The 15,641-nt window shown below is 67.6% G+C and carries 11 protein-coding genes and 1 tRNA gene; 3 read left to right on the top strand and 9 right to left on the bottom strand.

Translation table 11 applies throughout. The features are described 5' to 3' along the window. Positions 1-177 precede the first annotated feature (177 nt). Positions 178-1,650, bottom strand: a complete 1,473-nt coding sequence (locus AC0T5L_RS23290; protein WP_476167610.1) for a potassium/proton antiporter — start codon at positions 1,648-1,650, stop codon at positions 178-180. Between the two features lie 46 nt (positions 1,651-1,696). Here AC0T5L_RS23290 and AC0T5L_RS23285 point away from each other — a divergent pair, with 46 nt between their 5' ends. From AC0T5L_RS23285 to AC0T5L_RS23275, 3 genes are all read left to right on the top strand, one after another. Next, positions 1,697-2,524, top strand: a complete 828-nt coding sequence (locus AC0T5L_RS23285; RefSeq protein WP_476167609.1) for a universal stress protein — start codon at positions 1,697-1,699, stop codon at positions 2,522-2,524. Positions 2,525-3,004: 480 nt separating this feature from the next. Then, positions 3,005-3,523: a winged helix-turn-helix domain-containing protein gene (locus tag AC0T5L_RS23280; protein ID WP_476167608.1), complete on the top strand. Its 519-nt coding sequence runs from the start codon at positions 3,005-3,007 to the stop codon at positions 3,521-3,523. A 17-nt stretch (positions 3,524-3,540) separates the two neighbouring features. Next, complete coding sequence (locus tag AC0T5L_RS23275; RefSeq protein ID WP_476167607.1) at positions 3,541-4,086, top strand: transposase; 546 nt, start codon at positions 3,541-3,543, stop codon at positions 4,084-4,086. A 348-nt stretch (positions 4,087-4,434) separates the two neighbouring features. On the opposite strand, the gene AC0T5L_RS23270 is transcribed toward AC0T5L_RS23275, so the two are convergent. From AC0T5L_RS23270 to dnaN, 8 genes are all read right to left on the bottom strand, one after another. Further along, a tRNA-Ile gene (locus AC0T5L_RS23270) sits at positions 4,435-4,508 on the bottom strand. Positions 4,509-4,706: 198 nt separating this feature from the next. Further along, positions 4,707-5,468 carry a DUF3566 domain-containing protein gene (locus AC0T5L_RS23265; RefSeq protein WP_476167606.1) on the bottom strand — a complete coding sequence of 254 codons (762 nt, stop codon included), beginning with the start codon at positions 5,466-5,468 and terminating at the stop codon, positions 4,707-4,709. 108 nt (positions 5,469-5,576) lie between these two features. Beyond that, the gene (gyrA, locus tag AC0T5L_RS23260) at positions 5,577-8,162 is read right to left on the bottom strand and encodes a DNA gyrase subunit A (protein ID WP_476167605.1); all 2,586 of its coding nucleotides are present in this window, start codon (positions 8,160-8,162) and stop codon (positions 5,577-5,579) included. 78 nt (positions 8,163-8,240) lie between these two features. After that, entirely contained in the window at positions 8,241-10,178 is a 1,938-nt protein-coding gene (gene gyrB, locus AC0T5L_RS23255; RefSeq protein ID WP_476167604.1) for a DNA topoisomerase (ATP-hydrolyzing) subunit B, read from the bottom strand. A 476-nt stretch (positions 10,179-10,654) separates the two neighbouring features. Further along, on the bottom strand, positions 10,655-11,128 hold the full coding sequence (locus tag AC0T5L_RS23250; RefSeq protein ID WP_476167603.1) for a DciA family protein: 474 nt from the start codon (positions 11,126-11,128) through the stop codon (positions 10,655-10,657). A gap of 73 nt (positions 11,129-11,201) precedes the next feature. Next, positions 11,202-12,335: a DNA replication/repair protein RecF gene (gene recF / locus AC0T5L_RS23245; RefSeq protein WP_476167602.1), complete on the bottom strand. Its 1,134-nt coding sequence runs from the start codon at positions 12,333-12,335 to the stop codon at positions 11,202-11,204. Positions 12,336-12,455: 120 nt separating this feature from the next. Continuing rightward, positions 12,456-13,349 carry a phosphogluconate dehydrogenase (NAD(+)-dependent, decarboxylating) gene (gene gnd, locus AC0T5L_RS23240; RefSeq protein ID WP_476167601.1) on the bottom strand — a complete coding sequence of 298 codons (894 nt, stop codon included), beginning with the start codon at positions 13,347-13,349 and terminating at the stop codon, positions 12,456-12,458. A 95-nt stretch (positions 13,350-13,444) separates the two neighbouring features. Next, positions 13,445-14,584 (bottom strand): DNA polymerase III subunit beta, encoded by a 1,140-nt coding sequence (dnaN, locus tag AC0T5L_RS23235; RefSeq protein ID WP_476167600.1) that lies wholly within the window; start codon positions 14,582-14,584, stop codon positions 13,445-13,447. Positions 14,585-15,641: the final 1,057 nt, after the last annotated feature.

The raw sequence follows: 15,641 nt of genomic DNA, 5'->3' as shown, positions 1-15,641 counted from the left end.
ACACATCGCTCAAAGTAAGTGGGCATGCCAAGGCCGGAGCCGTCTCGCAGGGCTTTTGAGATGAGCTCTGAGCCGTAGACGGTGGAGAGGCCGAAAGTCCCGCGTGAGCCCGACAAGGCTCGGTCCTTTCGAAGGGAACTCCACTCCACGCGCGGGTTCACAATCCCAGCGAAGGCCTCACGGCGTTGTTTCTCCCTTGGCCCATGCCGTGACGAGTTTGCTGGCATCGGGGCGACGAGGCATGGCGAGGATGATCAGATCCCCTTCGCGGATCCGGGTGTGCGGGGTCGGAACGAGCACACGCGAGCCCCGCACGATGGTGGTCACCAGTCCATGCGGAGGGTCCAACTCATCCAACTGCCTACCCACGATGTGCAGGCCGGGCGTGGCGCGCACCTCGATGAGCTCGGTGTTGACGTCAGTGAGGGGCAAATCCGTGGCCACCGGGGTGAGGGCATGGTCGTCGCCGTCCCGGGCCAACCCGAGCCAGCGGGCCACCGTCTGAATGCTCACCCCCTGGACCGCCGCCGACACCAGGACCACGAAGAAGACCACGTTGAAGATCAGCGCACCATCGGGATAACCGGCCACGAACGGGAAGGTGGCCAGCACGATCGGCACCGCACCGCGCAGACCGACCCAGCTGATGAACACCAGCTCCCGCCAGCTGTAGCCGAACCACACCAGGGACGCCACCACCGCCATCGGGCGTGCCACCAGCACCAGGATCACGGTGACGGCCAGCGCGGGCGCGGCGACGGCGGGCAGCTCGGAGGGGAAGACCAGCATCCCCAGCATGAGGAACAGTCCCACCTCAGCGGTGTTGGACAGCCCTTCGTGGAAGGTCCGGATCCCTCGTCGGTGCAACGGTGCGCGTGCCCCCACGATCAGGCCGGTGACGTAGACGGCCAGGAACCCGGACGCCCCCAGCATCGCGGCGGCACCGTAGGAGAGCCCGGCCACCCCCAGCGCCAATACGGGGTAGACACCCGCGGGCCCCAGGTTGATACGGGTCAAAAGCCAGCTACCGGCGAAGCCGGCCAAGACGCCGACCGCGATCCCCCCGCCCAGTTGCACCAGGGCGAACACCACCCAGTCCGTAGGGGTGGGAGTGCCCTGCCAGGTCGCGATCAGTCCGACCGTGAGCATGATGGCGATCGGGTCGTTGGCGCCGGACTCCACCTCCAGCAGGGAGGCGAGCCTGCGGGGCAACGGTGCCTTGCGCAGCATCGCGAACACCGCCGCCGCGTCGGTGGAGGCCACGACCGCGCCGATCAAGAACGCGGTGAGCGGTTCCACGTCCAGCAACAGGTAGGTGCCCCACCCCAGGACCGCGGCGGTCACGGCGACGGCGACCGTGGCCAGCAAGAGCCCGGGGGCCGCCGCACGGCGCACGTCGCCGGGCTTGGTGGTCAAACCGCCCTCGAACAGGATCAACAGCAGGCCGATGGTCCCGCCGATCTGGGCCAGGCGGGGATCGTTCACGGTGACCAGACCCAGCCCGTCGTCGGCGATGAGCATGCCCAAGGCCAGGAAGAGCAACAGGCCGGGCATACGTATCCGGCTGGCGAACCCCGCGGCTAGGATGGCCGCTATCAGCAGGAGTCCAGCTGCCAGAATCCATTCATCAGCAGGCAGTTGAACGGACATTGTCCCCCGTCGTCAGCGGTGTGGTGGTTTCGAAAGGAGCTTATCGGTGGCGGTGAGGCTGGGACGGCGCAGGCACCCGCCTGCGGTGGCACCGTCCGCGATCACGCGTCTGCTGGTGCCGCTGGACGGCTCGCGCGAGGCGGCATCGGCCCTTGACCCGGCGCTGAAGATCGCCCGTGCTTTGCAGGTTCCGGTGGAACTGATGACGGTGTATGACCGGGTCAACGGCAAGTGGGCCCAGGACATCGACGACATCGCCGCGGACCTTGCCTATGAGCACGTCGAGGTCTCCGTGGTGGGCTCGGGGTGGGCGGGTGAGGTGATCGTCGACACGGTCGCCGAAGAGACGGGCACGGTGGTGTGCATGGCGACCCACAACCGTGACCGGGTCTCACGCCTGGTGGTGGGGAGCGTGACCGAGCACGTGTTGCACCGCGTCCCCGAACCGGTGTTGATGGTGGGTCCGTGCTACCAGCCGGGCGAGACTGACGCCCTCTTCGAACAGGCCGTGGTCTGCCAGGACGGGGGATCGCGCGATGTGGCCAGTCTGGCTGCCGCTGAGAGTTGGGCCCGCCAGCTCAAGCTGGGGCTGGAACTGGTGCACGTCGCCCCGTCCGAGGGGGCCGACCTCGAAACGTCACTGCTGGCAGCGGCCAGCCGTTTGGAGGAGCGCGGTCTGGCGGCCCGGGCCACGGTCGTGACCAGCGCCGATCCCGCCGAGCACCTCACCGAGCTGTTCGGCCAACGTCCCGGTGCGTTGGCGACCCTGACCAGTCACGCTCGCGTGGGCCTGTCCAAGTTCGTGTTGGGCAGCGTCAGCTCCAGGGTGCTGGAGTACAGTCCGATCCCCCTGCTCATGACCCGAGCTCCGTAGGTTCAGGATGCGGTCTTGTGGCCTCGCCCGAAGGGCGCGCCGGATCCGCGGGCTGGAGCGACAAGGGACGGCAGCGTCTGGAGAACCAGGTCCGTGATGTCGTTCGCGATCTCAGGGCCGATCTCGGCCTCGCTTGGCGTCTATAGGACCGTCCGGTATGAGACAGCACGGGTCTCACTGAGTGATGGCTTGGGCCTCACCCACAGCTAGGTCGTGTTTTTTGCATCATTTCGGTCCCGCCCGTCTCCCTCCACCACCCTCAAGGGAGAGCCTGCGGCTCCAGTCCCTCGCGGCACCGGGCCGCCTCTCGCTACGCCTGCGCGCTCGTGAAGCACGACCAGGCTGAACTTCGCACATCGTCTTGCGAGAGATGGCCCAAACGGCCGCTCACTGACCCGAAAGCCTTCTAAAAAACACTCCCTACTGAGTTTTTCGTTAGTTGTGCGGGTGTGGGGGGCTCGGTCGTGCGAGCATCACGGCATGCCCCTCACCACCCAGCCCTCTGCCCTTGAGGAAACCGTTCCGCCGCTGACTCGCCCGCAGTTGGCCGAAGCCCGGCGCATGCACGCGGCCAAGCTCTTCAACCAGGGCCGCCACTCTCATGCCGAGATCGCCCGGCTACTCGGCGTCTGCGCGGACAGTGTGCGGCGCTGGAAACGTCTGTGGGAGCAGGACGGGACAACGGCGTTGCGCCGCCGCCCGGCCACCGGGCGCCCGCCCAAACTGACCTATGCCCAGGTGGAACAGGTGCGCGCCGCGCTGGAGGAAGGGGCCCAGGCCCACGGGTTCGAGTCCCAGTTGTGGACGCTGGAACGCGTGGGCCTGGTGGTGGAGCGGGTGACGGGGGTGGAGTTGTCCTCCTCGGCGGTGTGGCGGCTGCTGACCGTCCGGTTGGGCTGGAGCCTGCAACGCCCCCAACGCAAGGCCACCGAGCGCGATGAGTCCGAGATCGCCCGGTGGGTGGCCCACGAGTGGCCACGCATCAAAAGGGGGCTCTGAAAAACCGGGCATGGATCATGTTCTTCGACGAATCAGGCATCTCGCTGCTGCCCCAGGTGCGCCGCACCTACGCACCCCGCGGCCACACACCCACCCTTACGCACCGGTTGAACTGGAAGAAGGCCTCGATGGCCGCCGGACTGGGCTACCACGCCGCCGACCCCGGACGCGGCGCCCGGTTGTGCTTTGACCTGCGCCCGGGCAGCTATGACACCGACGCGCTGATCGCGGTGCTTAAGCTCTTCTACGAGGGCGAGCGGGTGGTGCTGGTCTGGGACGGGTTGAGCGCGCATTGGAGCCGGACCATGCGTGCTTGGGTGGATGCCCAGGACTGGCTCACCCTGGAGCGGCTGCCCGCCTACGCCCCCGAACTCAACCCGGTGGAGATGTTGTGGTCGGCCATCAAGGGGCGAGAGTTGGCCAACGTGGCCGGTGACCACTTGGCCGATGTCGCCGACGCAGCCGAGCGAGGTATCAACCGTGTCTGTGAAGACGACCGGCTCCCATGGTCCTTCCTGGCCCATGCGGGGCTGGAGATCCGCTTTCCAACCCCGCACAACTAACGAAAAACTCAGTAGTGCGGCGACCGCAAAGGTTCGCCGAACCGGTCCTACCGCGTTGATCTTGTACTTGTAGCGTGTTTCGGCGCCCAACCTCGCTATAGGTACAAGATCAACGGGCGTGAAACCTCCTGCTCCACACCCGCAACGTTTGCGGCCAGTCCACTAGCGTGTGCGTCTGCGACCGTTCCAGGCTCTGCCCGCCCGAGGCGCCGCATCCGAACCAGGGGATTCGCCAGATGACGGTCGCGGTCAGGGGATGCCGTGGGGTTCCACGGCCAGATACGGTCAAAACAGGAAGAGCCCTGCTCTCCGACGTGGAGAACAAGGCTCTCAACTGCACAAACAGTGTGGGCGTACCAGGACTTGAACCTGGGGCCTCATCCTTATCAGGGATGCGCTCTAACCGACTGAGCTATACGCCCTCGTTCCGAGTGGAACTCTACCGCATCCGCAGGACCGGGGCGAACCGGTCGCATGGGGCGGACGCGAGATGGGAAGCGACTGGCGCGTCCCTCTTCACCTCCTATTTTACCCCCCGTACGGGAGTGCTCGGGACGGGGCCGCGAACGCGTGGGGCCCGGCACGGAAGCGATTCTCCGGACCGGGCCCCGGAACGGGCGCTACTCGGCCTCGGACAGCGTCACGTCCACGCCGCCGACCAGGTCGGCGACCAGGTTGTACAGCATCGCTCCCACCGTGGACAGCGCGGTGATCAGCACGATGTTCAGCGCGCCGATCATGCCGGTGTACCCCAGCACGAAGCCCGGGGAGAACCAGGTGGACGGGTTGAGTCCGAGTTCGTCCTCCGCCCCGTCGCCCTCCAGGAGCGCGTTGATCATGTTGGTCAGCTCGTCGAAGACGCCCAGCATCGACAGCGTCGCGTAGATCACCGCGACCGCCACGAACAGGACGATGAAGCACACCAGGGAGACGACGAAGCTGAACTTCATCACCGACCAGGGCTCCACACGGGAGACCGTCAGGTGCGCCTTCCGGCTGGACAGGCTCGCCTTCACGGCGCTCGGGCTCTCAGACACCGAGGACTTCGATTCGGACACTGGCGTTCCCCCCGCTTCGGTGCGGTCCTCCGCCACGGCCGGTTCGACGGGAGCGGCGGGTTCCGCGTCCGTCGTCTCGACGGCACTCTTCTTGCCGGACTTCTCGCCGGACGCCTCGTCGGTCTCGGCGTCGTCCTCCTTGGAGGACTCCTCCTCGACCTCGGTGGTGCCCTTCTCGCCGGACGCCTCGTCGGCCTCAGCGGTCACGGTGGCCCCCGCCTCTACCGTGTCCTTCTCGGCCGTCTCCACGTCCCCTCCCCCGGCGGTCTCCGCCGTGTCCGGGTCGGATTCGTTCGTGGTGGTGTTCCGCTGATTGTCAGACATAGAAACGTTACCGCTGGACTTTCATTGAGGACGGGTGATTGGCACTACCGGTGTCCGCGAGGTTCACAGAATCGAACCTCGCGGACCTTATGGGACCTAACGCGAAGTCTAGGCCGGGGGGTTGCCTTCCTCGGCGATCGAGGTCTCGGCCGTGTCGACGGCCTCCTCTTCGGCGGCCTCGGCGTTGCGTGCCACGGCCACGATCTTGTTGCCGTTGTCCAGATTCATCAGGCGCACACCCATGGTGGTACGGCCGGACTGCTTGATCTCGGCGGCACCGGTGCGGATGACCCCGCCCGCGGAGGTGATCGCGAAGATCTCGTCCACCTCGGGGTCGACCATCATGGCGCCGACCAGCTTGCCGCGGGCCTCCACCACCTTGGCCGTCAGCACGCCCTTGCCGCCCCGGTTCTGCATCGGGTACTGCTCGGACGGGGTGCGCTTGGCGTAGCCGTTCTCCGTGGCGACCAGGACGTCCGTGGAGCCGTCGTCGGGCCGGATGACGTCCATGCTCAAGAGGTAGTCACCCTCCAGGAACCGCATGCCGATCACACCGCTGGTGGCGCGGCCCATCGGGCGCAGCGACTCGTCCGAGGCCGGGAACCGGATCGCCTGGGCGTCGCTGGAGATCAGCAGCAGGTCGTCGCCGGGAAAGACCAGCCGGGCGGCGATCAGCTCGTCGTCCTCGCGCAGGTTGATCGCGATGATGCCGGCCGCGCGCGCCGAGTCGAAGTCCTCCAGGCGGGACTTCTTGACCAGACCCTCACGGGTGGCGAGTACCAGGTACGGGGCGGCCTCGTAGTCGCGCAGGGCCATGATCTGCGCGATCTCCTCGCCCGGCTGGAACGGGAGCAGGTTCGCCACGTGCTGTCCGCGCGCGTCGCGGGCGGCCTCCGGCAGCTCGTAGGCCTTCGTGCGGTACACCCTGCCCTGGTTGGTGAAGCACAGGATCCAGTTGTGGGTGGTGGTGACGAAGAAGTGCTGGACGATGTCGTCCTGCTTGAGCTGGGCCCCGCGCACACCCTTGCCCCCGCGCTTCTGGGCGCGGTAGCTGTCGATGCGCGTGCGCTTGGCGTATCCACCGCGGGAGATCGTGACGACCACGTCCTCCTCGGCGATGAAGTCCTCCATGCGCATGTCGCCCTCGAAGGGGATGATGTGCGTGCGCCGCTCGTCGCCGTACTTCTCCACGATCTCGCCGAGCTCCTCGCGGATGATGCCCCGCTGGCGCACGTCCGAGGAGAGGATGTCGTTGTAGTCGGAGATCTGCGCCATCAGCTCGTCGTACTCGGCGGTGAGGGCGTTGCGCTCCAACGCGGCGAGCTTGCGCAGCTGCATGTCGAGGATGGCGCGGGCCTGGATGTCGTCGATCTCCAGCAGGCTCCGCAGACCGGAGCGCGCCTCGTCGGCCGAGGCGCTGGCCCGGATGAGGTCGATGACCTCGTCGATGCGGTCCATGGCCCGCAGCAGCGCACGCAGGATGTGCGCCCGGTCCTCGGCCTTGCGCAGCAGGTACTGCGTCCGGCGGACGATGACCTCGACCTGGTGCTTGACCCAGTGCCGGATCATCTGGTCCAGGCGCAGGGTACGCGGCACCCCGTCGACCAGGGCGAGCATGTTCGCGCCGAAGGTCTCCTGGAGCTGGGTGTGCTTGTAGAGGTTGTTCAGCACGACCTTGGCCACGGCGTCGCGCTTGAGCACGATGACCAGGCGCTGGCCGGTACGGCCACTGCTCTCGTCACGCACGTCGGCGATGCCGGTGATCTTGCTGTCCTTGACCAGGTCGGCGATCTTGAGCGCGAGGTTGTCCGGGTTGACCTGGTAGGGCAGCTCGGTGATGACCAGGGTCTGTCGGCCCCGGCTGTCCTCCTCGACCTCGACCACGGCGCGCATGGTGATGGAGCCGCGCCCGGTCCGGTAGGCCTCCTCGATACCGCGCTTGCCGACGATGAGCCCGCGAGTGGGGAAGTCCGGCCCCTTGACCCGCGCGATGAGTGCGTCGAGCAGCTCCTCGTCGCCGGCCTCGGGGTTGTCGAGGTACCAGTTGACCCCGTTGGCGACCTCGCGCAGGTTGTGCGGCGGAATGTTGGTGGCCATACCGACCGCGATGCCCGATGAGCCGTTGACCAGCAGGTTCGGGAACCGGGAGGGCAGTACGACGGGCTCGGAGGAGCGGCCGTCGTAGTTGGGCCGGAAGTCGACGGTCTCCTTGTCGATGTCCCGGAGGATCTCCATGGCCAGCGGCGCGAGCTTGCACTCGGTGTAACGCATGGCCGCGGCCGGGTCGTTGCCCGCGGAGCCGAAGTTGCCGTTGGGGTCGATCAGCGGCATCCGCATGGACCACCACTGGGCCAGGCGCACCAAGGTGTCGTAGATGGCGCTGTCACCGTGAGGGTGGTAGTTACCCATCACGTCACCGACGACACGGGCGCACTTGAAGTACCCGCGGTCGGGACGGTACCCCCCGTCGTACATCGCGTAGAGCACGCGCTGGTGGACCGGCTTGAGTCCGTCACGCACGTCCGGCAGGGCACGGCCGACGATGACCGACATCGCGTATTCGAGGTAACTGCGCTGCATCTCGACCTGAATGTCGACCGGCTCGACCCGGTCGGTTTGCCGCAAGGGGGCCTCCAAAGCGGAGTCCGCCCCTTCAGGTCCCTCGGGGACGCCTGGGTTATTCGCATCCGTCACGGATGTCGATCCCTTCTACGAAGCTTGCTTGAGCGTGGTTCACCGTCCGGGGCCTCCTGCTCCGGACGCGGGATCCCTCTAGATGTCCAGGAAACGGACGTCCTTGGCGTTGCGCTGGATGAAGGAGCGCCGCGACTCGACGTCCTCGCCCATGAGCACACTGAACATCTCGTCGGCCTGGGCGGCGTCCTCCAGGCTGACCTGGAGCAGCACCCGGCGGTCGGGGTCCATCGTGGTGTCCCACAGCTCGTTGGCGTTCATCTCGCCCAGACCCTTGAACCGCTGCACCATGTCGCGCGGCCGCGGGTCCCTCTTCCCCGCGGCGACCCCGGCCTCGATGAGGCGGTCGCGCTCGGGGTCGGAGAAGGCGTAGTCCGCGTCGTTGCCGCGGTGGTCCCACTTGATCTTGTACAGCGGCGGCTGGGCCAGGTACACGCGGCCGGCCTCGACCAGCGGCTTCATGAAGCGGAACAGCAGGGTGAGCAGCAGGGTCCGGATGTGCTGGCCGTCGACGTCCGCGTCGGCCATCAGGATGATCTTGTGGTACCGCAGCTTGTCGGCGTCGAAGTCCTCATGGATGCCGGTGCCCAGGGCGGTGATGATCGCCTGGACCTCGGCGTTCTTGAGGATGCGGTCGATCCGGGACTTCTCGACGTTCAGGATCTTGCCCCGGATCGGCAGGATGGCCTGGTTGTACGGGTTGCGGCCTCCCTTGGCCGAACCGCCGGCCGAGTCACCCTCGACGACGTAGACCTCGCACTCCTCCGGCTTGGTCGACTGGCAGTCGGACAGCTTGCCGGGCAGGGAGGTGGACTCCAGCAGGGTCTTGCGCCGGGTGAGGTCGCGCGCCTGCCGGGCCGCTATACGGGCACGCGCCGCCTGGCTGGACTTGGACACGATGTCCTTGGCCTCGCCGGGGTTGCGCTCGAACCAGCCGCGCAGGTGCTCGTTGGTGACCTTCTGGACGAAGGACTTGGCCTCGGTGTTGCCCAGCTTGGTCTTGGTCTGGCCCTCGAACTGCGGGTCGGCCAGCTTGACCGAGATGATCGCGGTCAGACCCTCCCGGATGTCGTCGCCGGTGAGGTTGTCCTCCTTGTCGCGCAACAGCCTCTGGTCGCGCGCGTACCGGTTGACCAGGGTGGTCAGCGCGGAGCGGAAGCCCTCCTCGTGGGTGCCGCCCTCAGCCGTGTTGATGGTGTTGGCGAAGGTGTGCACGGACGAGGTGTAGGACTGGTTCCACTGCATCGCGATCTCGACCGAGATGCCCTCGCCGTCCTCCTCGAAGGAGATGATCGACGCGTGCGCCGGCTCCTTCTTGGTGTTGATGTGCTTGACGAAGTCGGACAGCCCATCCTCGTAGTGATAGGTGCTGACCCTCGGTCCGCCGTCGGTGTGTTCGGGCCGCTCGTCGCGGATGGTGATGGACAGCCCCTTGTTGAGGAAGGCCATCTCCTGCATGCGGCGGGCGAGCGTCTCGAACGTGAACGCCGTCGTCTCGAAGATGCCGGTGTCCGGCCAGAAGGTGAGCTGGGTACCGGTCTCGTCGGTCTCCTCACCCTTGACCAGGTCGCCCGTGGGCGCGGTCGTCTCGTAACGCTGGCGCCATACGTGGCCGTCGCGACGGATCTCCACCTCGAGCGCGCTGGACAGCGCGTTGACGACGGAGACGCCGACACCGTGCAGACCGCCGGAGACCGCGTAGGACTTACCGTCGAATTTGCCACCCGCGTGCAGCGTGGTGAGCACGACCTCGACAGCCGGCCGTTTCTCCACTGGGTGGAGGTCTGTGGGGATACCGCGGCCGTTGTCGGCCACGCGCACGCCGCCGTCGGCCAGCAGGGTCACCTCGATACCACTGGCGTGCCCCGCCAGTGCCTCATCGACCGAGTTGTCGACCACCTCGTATACCAGGTGGTGCAGGCCCCGCTCCCCGGTGGAACCGATATACATCCCGGGGCGCTTGCGTACTGCTTCAAGCCCCTCCAGAACCGTGATTGATCGAGCGTCGTAGGCCAAGTGGGTACACCCTCCTGCTGGGGACGCCTGCGGACCGCGGCCGTGCGAACGACGGTCATCCCACGGCACGGTGACCAGGAGGGTCGTCGTGCCGCGACACCTGGGGGATCACCGTCCGCCGCAGGGGCCGCCCGCCCACCCTCTTCTGGGGGCGTGGTACCGGCTACAGGCGTCTGAATAACCGCCTCCATGATACCCCGCGCAGTGCGACAAAGTGGCATTGGCGGCCCTGTGCCGCCTCACAACGAACGTTCAGGGCGGGAGACGAGCCCCTACACGCGGGATGCCCTCCGCGCAAGTCCCGATGCGGTTGAGTGGCGTTACGGCGAACGACGGGTCGTGCCCGCCTCGTTACCGGCCAGTATCCGAACCGCGGAGCGTTCACCGTCCGGAGGACAGGGGCTCACCTGCGGATATCCACAGGACGTGGACGGAGAAACCGGACGGCCCGGTCCCGCGCCCCGCCCGGATACGCCTCAACGACGCCGGGAACCGGGGCCGCGGACCTTGATGGAGACCACCGTTCCGTCACCCAGTTCCTCGTTCAGGCGGCGGATCAGGTCCCGCGTCATCGCTCGCGCGTGGCTGGCCATCGTCGGTGAATCGGCCACCACGACCAGTTCGCCCTCCGAGTAACTTTCCGGACGGAGGTGCTCGGCGTTGAAATCGCCCACGATATCGGCCCAGCGGCCGAACACCCCGCCGATGGCCACCTGCTCCTGCCAGCCGTGCTCGATCAGCCACGTGCGCACGGCATCGCCGAACATCTGGGGCTCGTTGCGTGACCGCAACCGGCCACGCCGACGCGAGCGCTGTGGGCCACGCGGCACCGCCCCCCGGTCCTTGGCCTCGGCCCGGGCACGCGCCAGCGCCTGGCGGGCGAGGTCCGCGCCGGACGCGGGAGGGGGAGGGGGCGTCCCGGGGTCGGGGGAGCGGCGTGTTCCCTCCACAGGCTGCGGACGGAGTCCGCCGGGGGTCGCAGCACCGGAGACCGGCCCGTGGTCCACAGGGTGTGGATAACGATCACTCACCCTTGACGACCCCCTCGTGCACGCCGAACCGCGCTCCGTCCAGTTCCTCGGGGATGTCCTTGGCGACGGCGGCGGTCACCAGGACCTGCTCGGCGCCGCGTACCCGTTCGGCCAGCCTGCGGCGGCGTTCGCTGTCGAGTTCGGCGAACACGTCGTCCAGTATCAGGACCGGGTCGTCGCCCTCGGAGCGCAGCAGGTCGAAGGCGGACAGCTTGAGCGCGAGCGCGTACGACCAGGCCTCGCCCTGGCTGGCGTAGCCCTTGGCGGGCAGGTCACCCAACTGGAGGTGCAGGTCGTCGCGGTGCGGGCCCACCAGGCTGATGCCGCGCTGGAGCTCCCGGTCCCGGGCCTCCGCCATGGCCGTGCGCAGGGTTTCCACGAGCTGTGGGCGCCCGGCCGGCAACTGGCCGCCCTCCGGGACCGCCCCGCTCCGGTAGTGGGGGACGGCCGGGCCGCCGGACTCGGTCAGCCCGGCGTAGGCTTCGGCGATCCTCGGACGCAGCTCCTCCACCAGTTCCAGCCGCGCCGCCAACAGCTCGGCGCCCGTCTCGGCCAGGTGGTCGCCCCAGACCTCCAGCGTGCTCAGGTCGGGCGCCGAGCGTTGCTTGAACATCTGGCTGGAGGCCGACTTGAGCAGGGCGTTGCGCTGTTTGAGCACCCGGTCGTAGTCCGAGCGCACGCCCGCCATCCGGGGTGCGCGCGCCACCAGCAGGTCGTCGAGGAAGCGGCGCCGCTCGCCGGGATCGCCCTTGACCAGGGCGAGGTCCTCGGGGGCGAACAGCACCGTGCGCAGGATCCCCAGGATCTCGCGCGGGCGCCCAGCGGGCGCCTGGTTGATCCGGGCGCGGTTGGCACGGCCCGGGTTGAGCTCCAGATCCACCACCATGGACCGTTCGTCGCGCACCACCTTGGCTCGGACGATCGCGCGGGGCGCGCCCTGGCGGACCAGCGGGGTGTCGGAGGAGACCCGGTGGCTGCCGAGGGTGGCCACGTAGCCGATCGCCTCGACCAGGTTGGTCTTGCCCTGGCCGTTGCCGCCGACGAACACGCTCACACCGGGATCCATCTCCAGCAGGGCTTCGCCGTAGGACCGGAAGTCGGCCAGTTGCAGGTGGGATACGTACATCCGGCCTTCCTCCTGGGCGGTGGCGCGGAAACGGGCGGGGGAAGGGTGGGTCGGGCCTCGGGAACGGTCCCGTGGGACCCGTTCCCGAGGAAGGAGGGGTGTGGTCGGCGCGGACGCCTCTCAGGCGTCGTCGGAGGTTTCCGCCCTGGTCACGGAGTGCCCGCCGAACTGGTTGCGCAGGGCCGCCACGACCTTCATGGCCGGGCTGTCCTCCTGACGGGAGGCGAACCGGGCGTAGAGCGAGGCGGTGATCGCCGGCGCGGGGACCGCGTGGTCCACGGCGGCCTGGACGGTCCAGCGGCCCTCACCGGAGTCCTCGGCGTAGCCGCGCAGCCGCGACAGTTCCGGGTCCTCCTCCAGGGCCCGCGAGAGCAGGTCGAGCAGCCAGGAGCGCACCACGGTGCCCTCACGCCAGCTCTCGAACGTGCCGGGGACGTCGTCCACCAGACCGGAGGCGGCCATGAGCTCATAGCCCTCACCGAAGGCCTGCATCATGCCGTACTCGATACCGTTGTGGACCATCTTGACGAAGTGCCCGGCGCCGACCCGACCGGCGTGAACGAAGCCGCCGCCCTCGTCGGGGGTCAGGGAGTCGAAGACGGGACGGGTGCGCTCGACGTCGTCCGCCGTGCCTCCGACCATGATGCCGTAGCCGTTCTGGCGGCCCCAGACACCGCCGCTGACACCGGCGTCAAGGTAGCCGATGCCCTTGGCGGCCAGTTTCTCCGCGCGGACCCGGTCGTCCGCGTAGTGGGAGTTGCCGCCCTCGATGACGAGGTCGCCCTCCGCGAGCAGGTCGCCCAGCTCCGCGATGGTGGAAGCCGTGGGGTCGCCCGCGGGGACCATGACCCAGACCACCCGCGGGGCCGCCAGGCGGTCGACAAGCTCGGCCAGGGTGTCGACGTCGCGCTCCTCGGAGAAGGCGTCGTAGCCGACGACATCGTGGCCCTTGTCCCTCAGACGTGCGGCCATGTTGCCGCCCATCTTGCCGAGACCGATCATTGCGAGCTGCATGGTGGTGCTCCCCTTCGCCGCCTGTGGATGGACGCCGGTCGTCCCGGGCCGCGGACCGGGTCCGGCAGGTACCAGTCAATCGAACCGGTCGCCGGTCAGCCCGGCTGACGCACCGGCATGATCAGATAGCGGTACTCGGGGGAGGAGCCCTCCTCCGCGGGCTTGCCGGTGAGGATCGACGGCTTGGTCGAGGTGGTGAAGTTCAACCGGGCCACGTCGGTGCCGATGGCGCCGAGCCCGTCCAGCAGGAAGCCGGAGTTGAAGGCGATCTGGATGTCGTCGCCCTCCAGCTCCGCTTCCAGGACCTCGACCGCCTGGGCCTCCTCGCCGGTACCGGCCTCCAGGACCAGCTGGCCCTGGGAGAAGGACAGCCGCAGCGGTGTGTTGCGCTCGGCGACCAGCGAGACGCGCTTGACGGCCTCGACGAACTCGGAGCGGCTGACCTCGGCGACGGAGTTGAAGGCGTCCGGCAACAGCGCCCGGTACTTGGGGAACTCGCCGTCCAGCAGACGGGTGGTGGTGCGGCGGCCGCCGCCCTCGAAACCGATCATCCCCTCGCCGGCGTCACCGCTGGAGAGGGCGATCGAGACCTCGGCGCCCGAGGTGAGCGATTTGGCGGTGTCGTGGAGGGTCTTGGCCGGGATCAGCGCGACCGCGGACAGGTCGGGGTTCTCCGGCTTCCAGGTGAGTTCCCGCACGGCCAGGCGGTAGCGGTCGGTGGAGGCGAGCGTGATGGTGTCGCCCTCGATCTCGACGCGCACACCGGTGAGCATCGGCAGGGTGTCATCGCGCCCGGCGGCCACGGCCACCTGGCTGACCGCGGCGGCGAAGGCGTCGCTGCCGACGGTCCCGCTCACACCGGGCATCTCCGGGAGCGTGGGGTAGTCCTCCACCGGCATGGTGGTCAGGGTGAACTTCGCGCTGCCACCCGTGACGACGACCTTGGGGCCGTCGGTAGCGATCTCCACAGGCTGTGCGGGGAGGTTCCGGGTGATCTCGGCCAGGAGCTTGCCGGTGACCAGGACCTTGCCCGGCTCCTCGACGTCGACGTCCACCGCGGCCTGGGTGGAAACCTCGTAGTCGAAGCCGGACAGGCGCAGTTGCTGGCGGCCGTCGAACTCTCCGGCTTCCAGCAGGATGCCGACGAGCACCGGGACCGAGGGGCGCGTCGGGAGTGTGCGCGCGGTCCAGGCGACAGCATCGGCCAGTACGTCGCGTTCGACCCGGAACTTCACTTTCCGACTCACTTTCCGCACGACCGGGATGCCGGTCGAAGCCTCAACGTTTCAGCTCGTGGATCTGTGGGTCAGCCGAGGGCTCCGTCAACAGGGCTGTGGACGGTGATCGCGTCGATGCGCTGGCACCGTCGGTGCCGCAGGAGCTGCCTCGGATCCCGTAGGGGTCACCGTCCGGATCCGGGCGGCGGATGGCAGGGGCGAGACCACACGTTACCTGGATTCACCCGCTGCCGCTGCCAGCTCAGGACCGGACCGTCGTCGCACCGGACTCGGAGCTTTATCCACAGATTTTCCGCGGAGCGGTTGTGAAGCCCCCTCTTGGTTACTGAAGGAGCGCCGTAGTAGTAGGGCCTGTGGATAGTGTGGATAACTCCTCTTCTTGCAGGTCAGAGTGCGAATTTCTGTCCACAGGCCCTGTGGGTAACCCTGTGGGTAACTCTGCCTGTCTGTGGACGAACGAAGCCGCTCACAGGTTTTCCACACGCTGTCCACAGCTTCATCCACAGGTTTTCCCCAGGTTGTCCACAACATCCGATGGTTTGGTCATCGGATGACGTGTCACTGTGTCCACAGACCGGAGGTGAGTTACCCACAGGGTTGGCGCACTTATCCACAGGTTGTCCACAGGGTTGTCCACAGATTTGACCCCTCTCCTGTGGATAACTTCGGAGAGAAGACACCAAATTTTTTTTCGGCCCCCTCCACAGAACGCCCGAATCTGGGCAAAGTTGCTATGCACAGGGTTGTCCACAGGCGCCTTCCATATCGTGTGCATCGCTCGTTGACACGATCGCGCCGACTGGTGTTTGCGCAGGTTGTGGGAAGAGCAACAGGGTCTCCACACCCCTTGGAAACCAGGGGATTCGGTGCGTGTCGGGTACGAACGGCCCCGGACGGGCACAGGGGCGGCGAACCCCTCCAGACATGGGCGTTCACGCACACAACCCTGTGGATAACTTCTCGCCGGGGGCGAGGAGGGCCTGTGGACAACGTGCGTGTCGTTCTGTGGGCATGTCGACAAGGCGAGGGGCGGTCCTCCCCGCGGGGAGGACCG

Source organism: Nocardiopsis sp. TRM 82005 (genome assembly GCF_056312425.1).
This window is presented reverse-complemented; position numbering and strand designations above follow the sequence as displayed.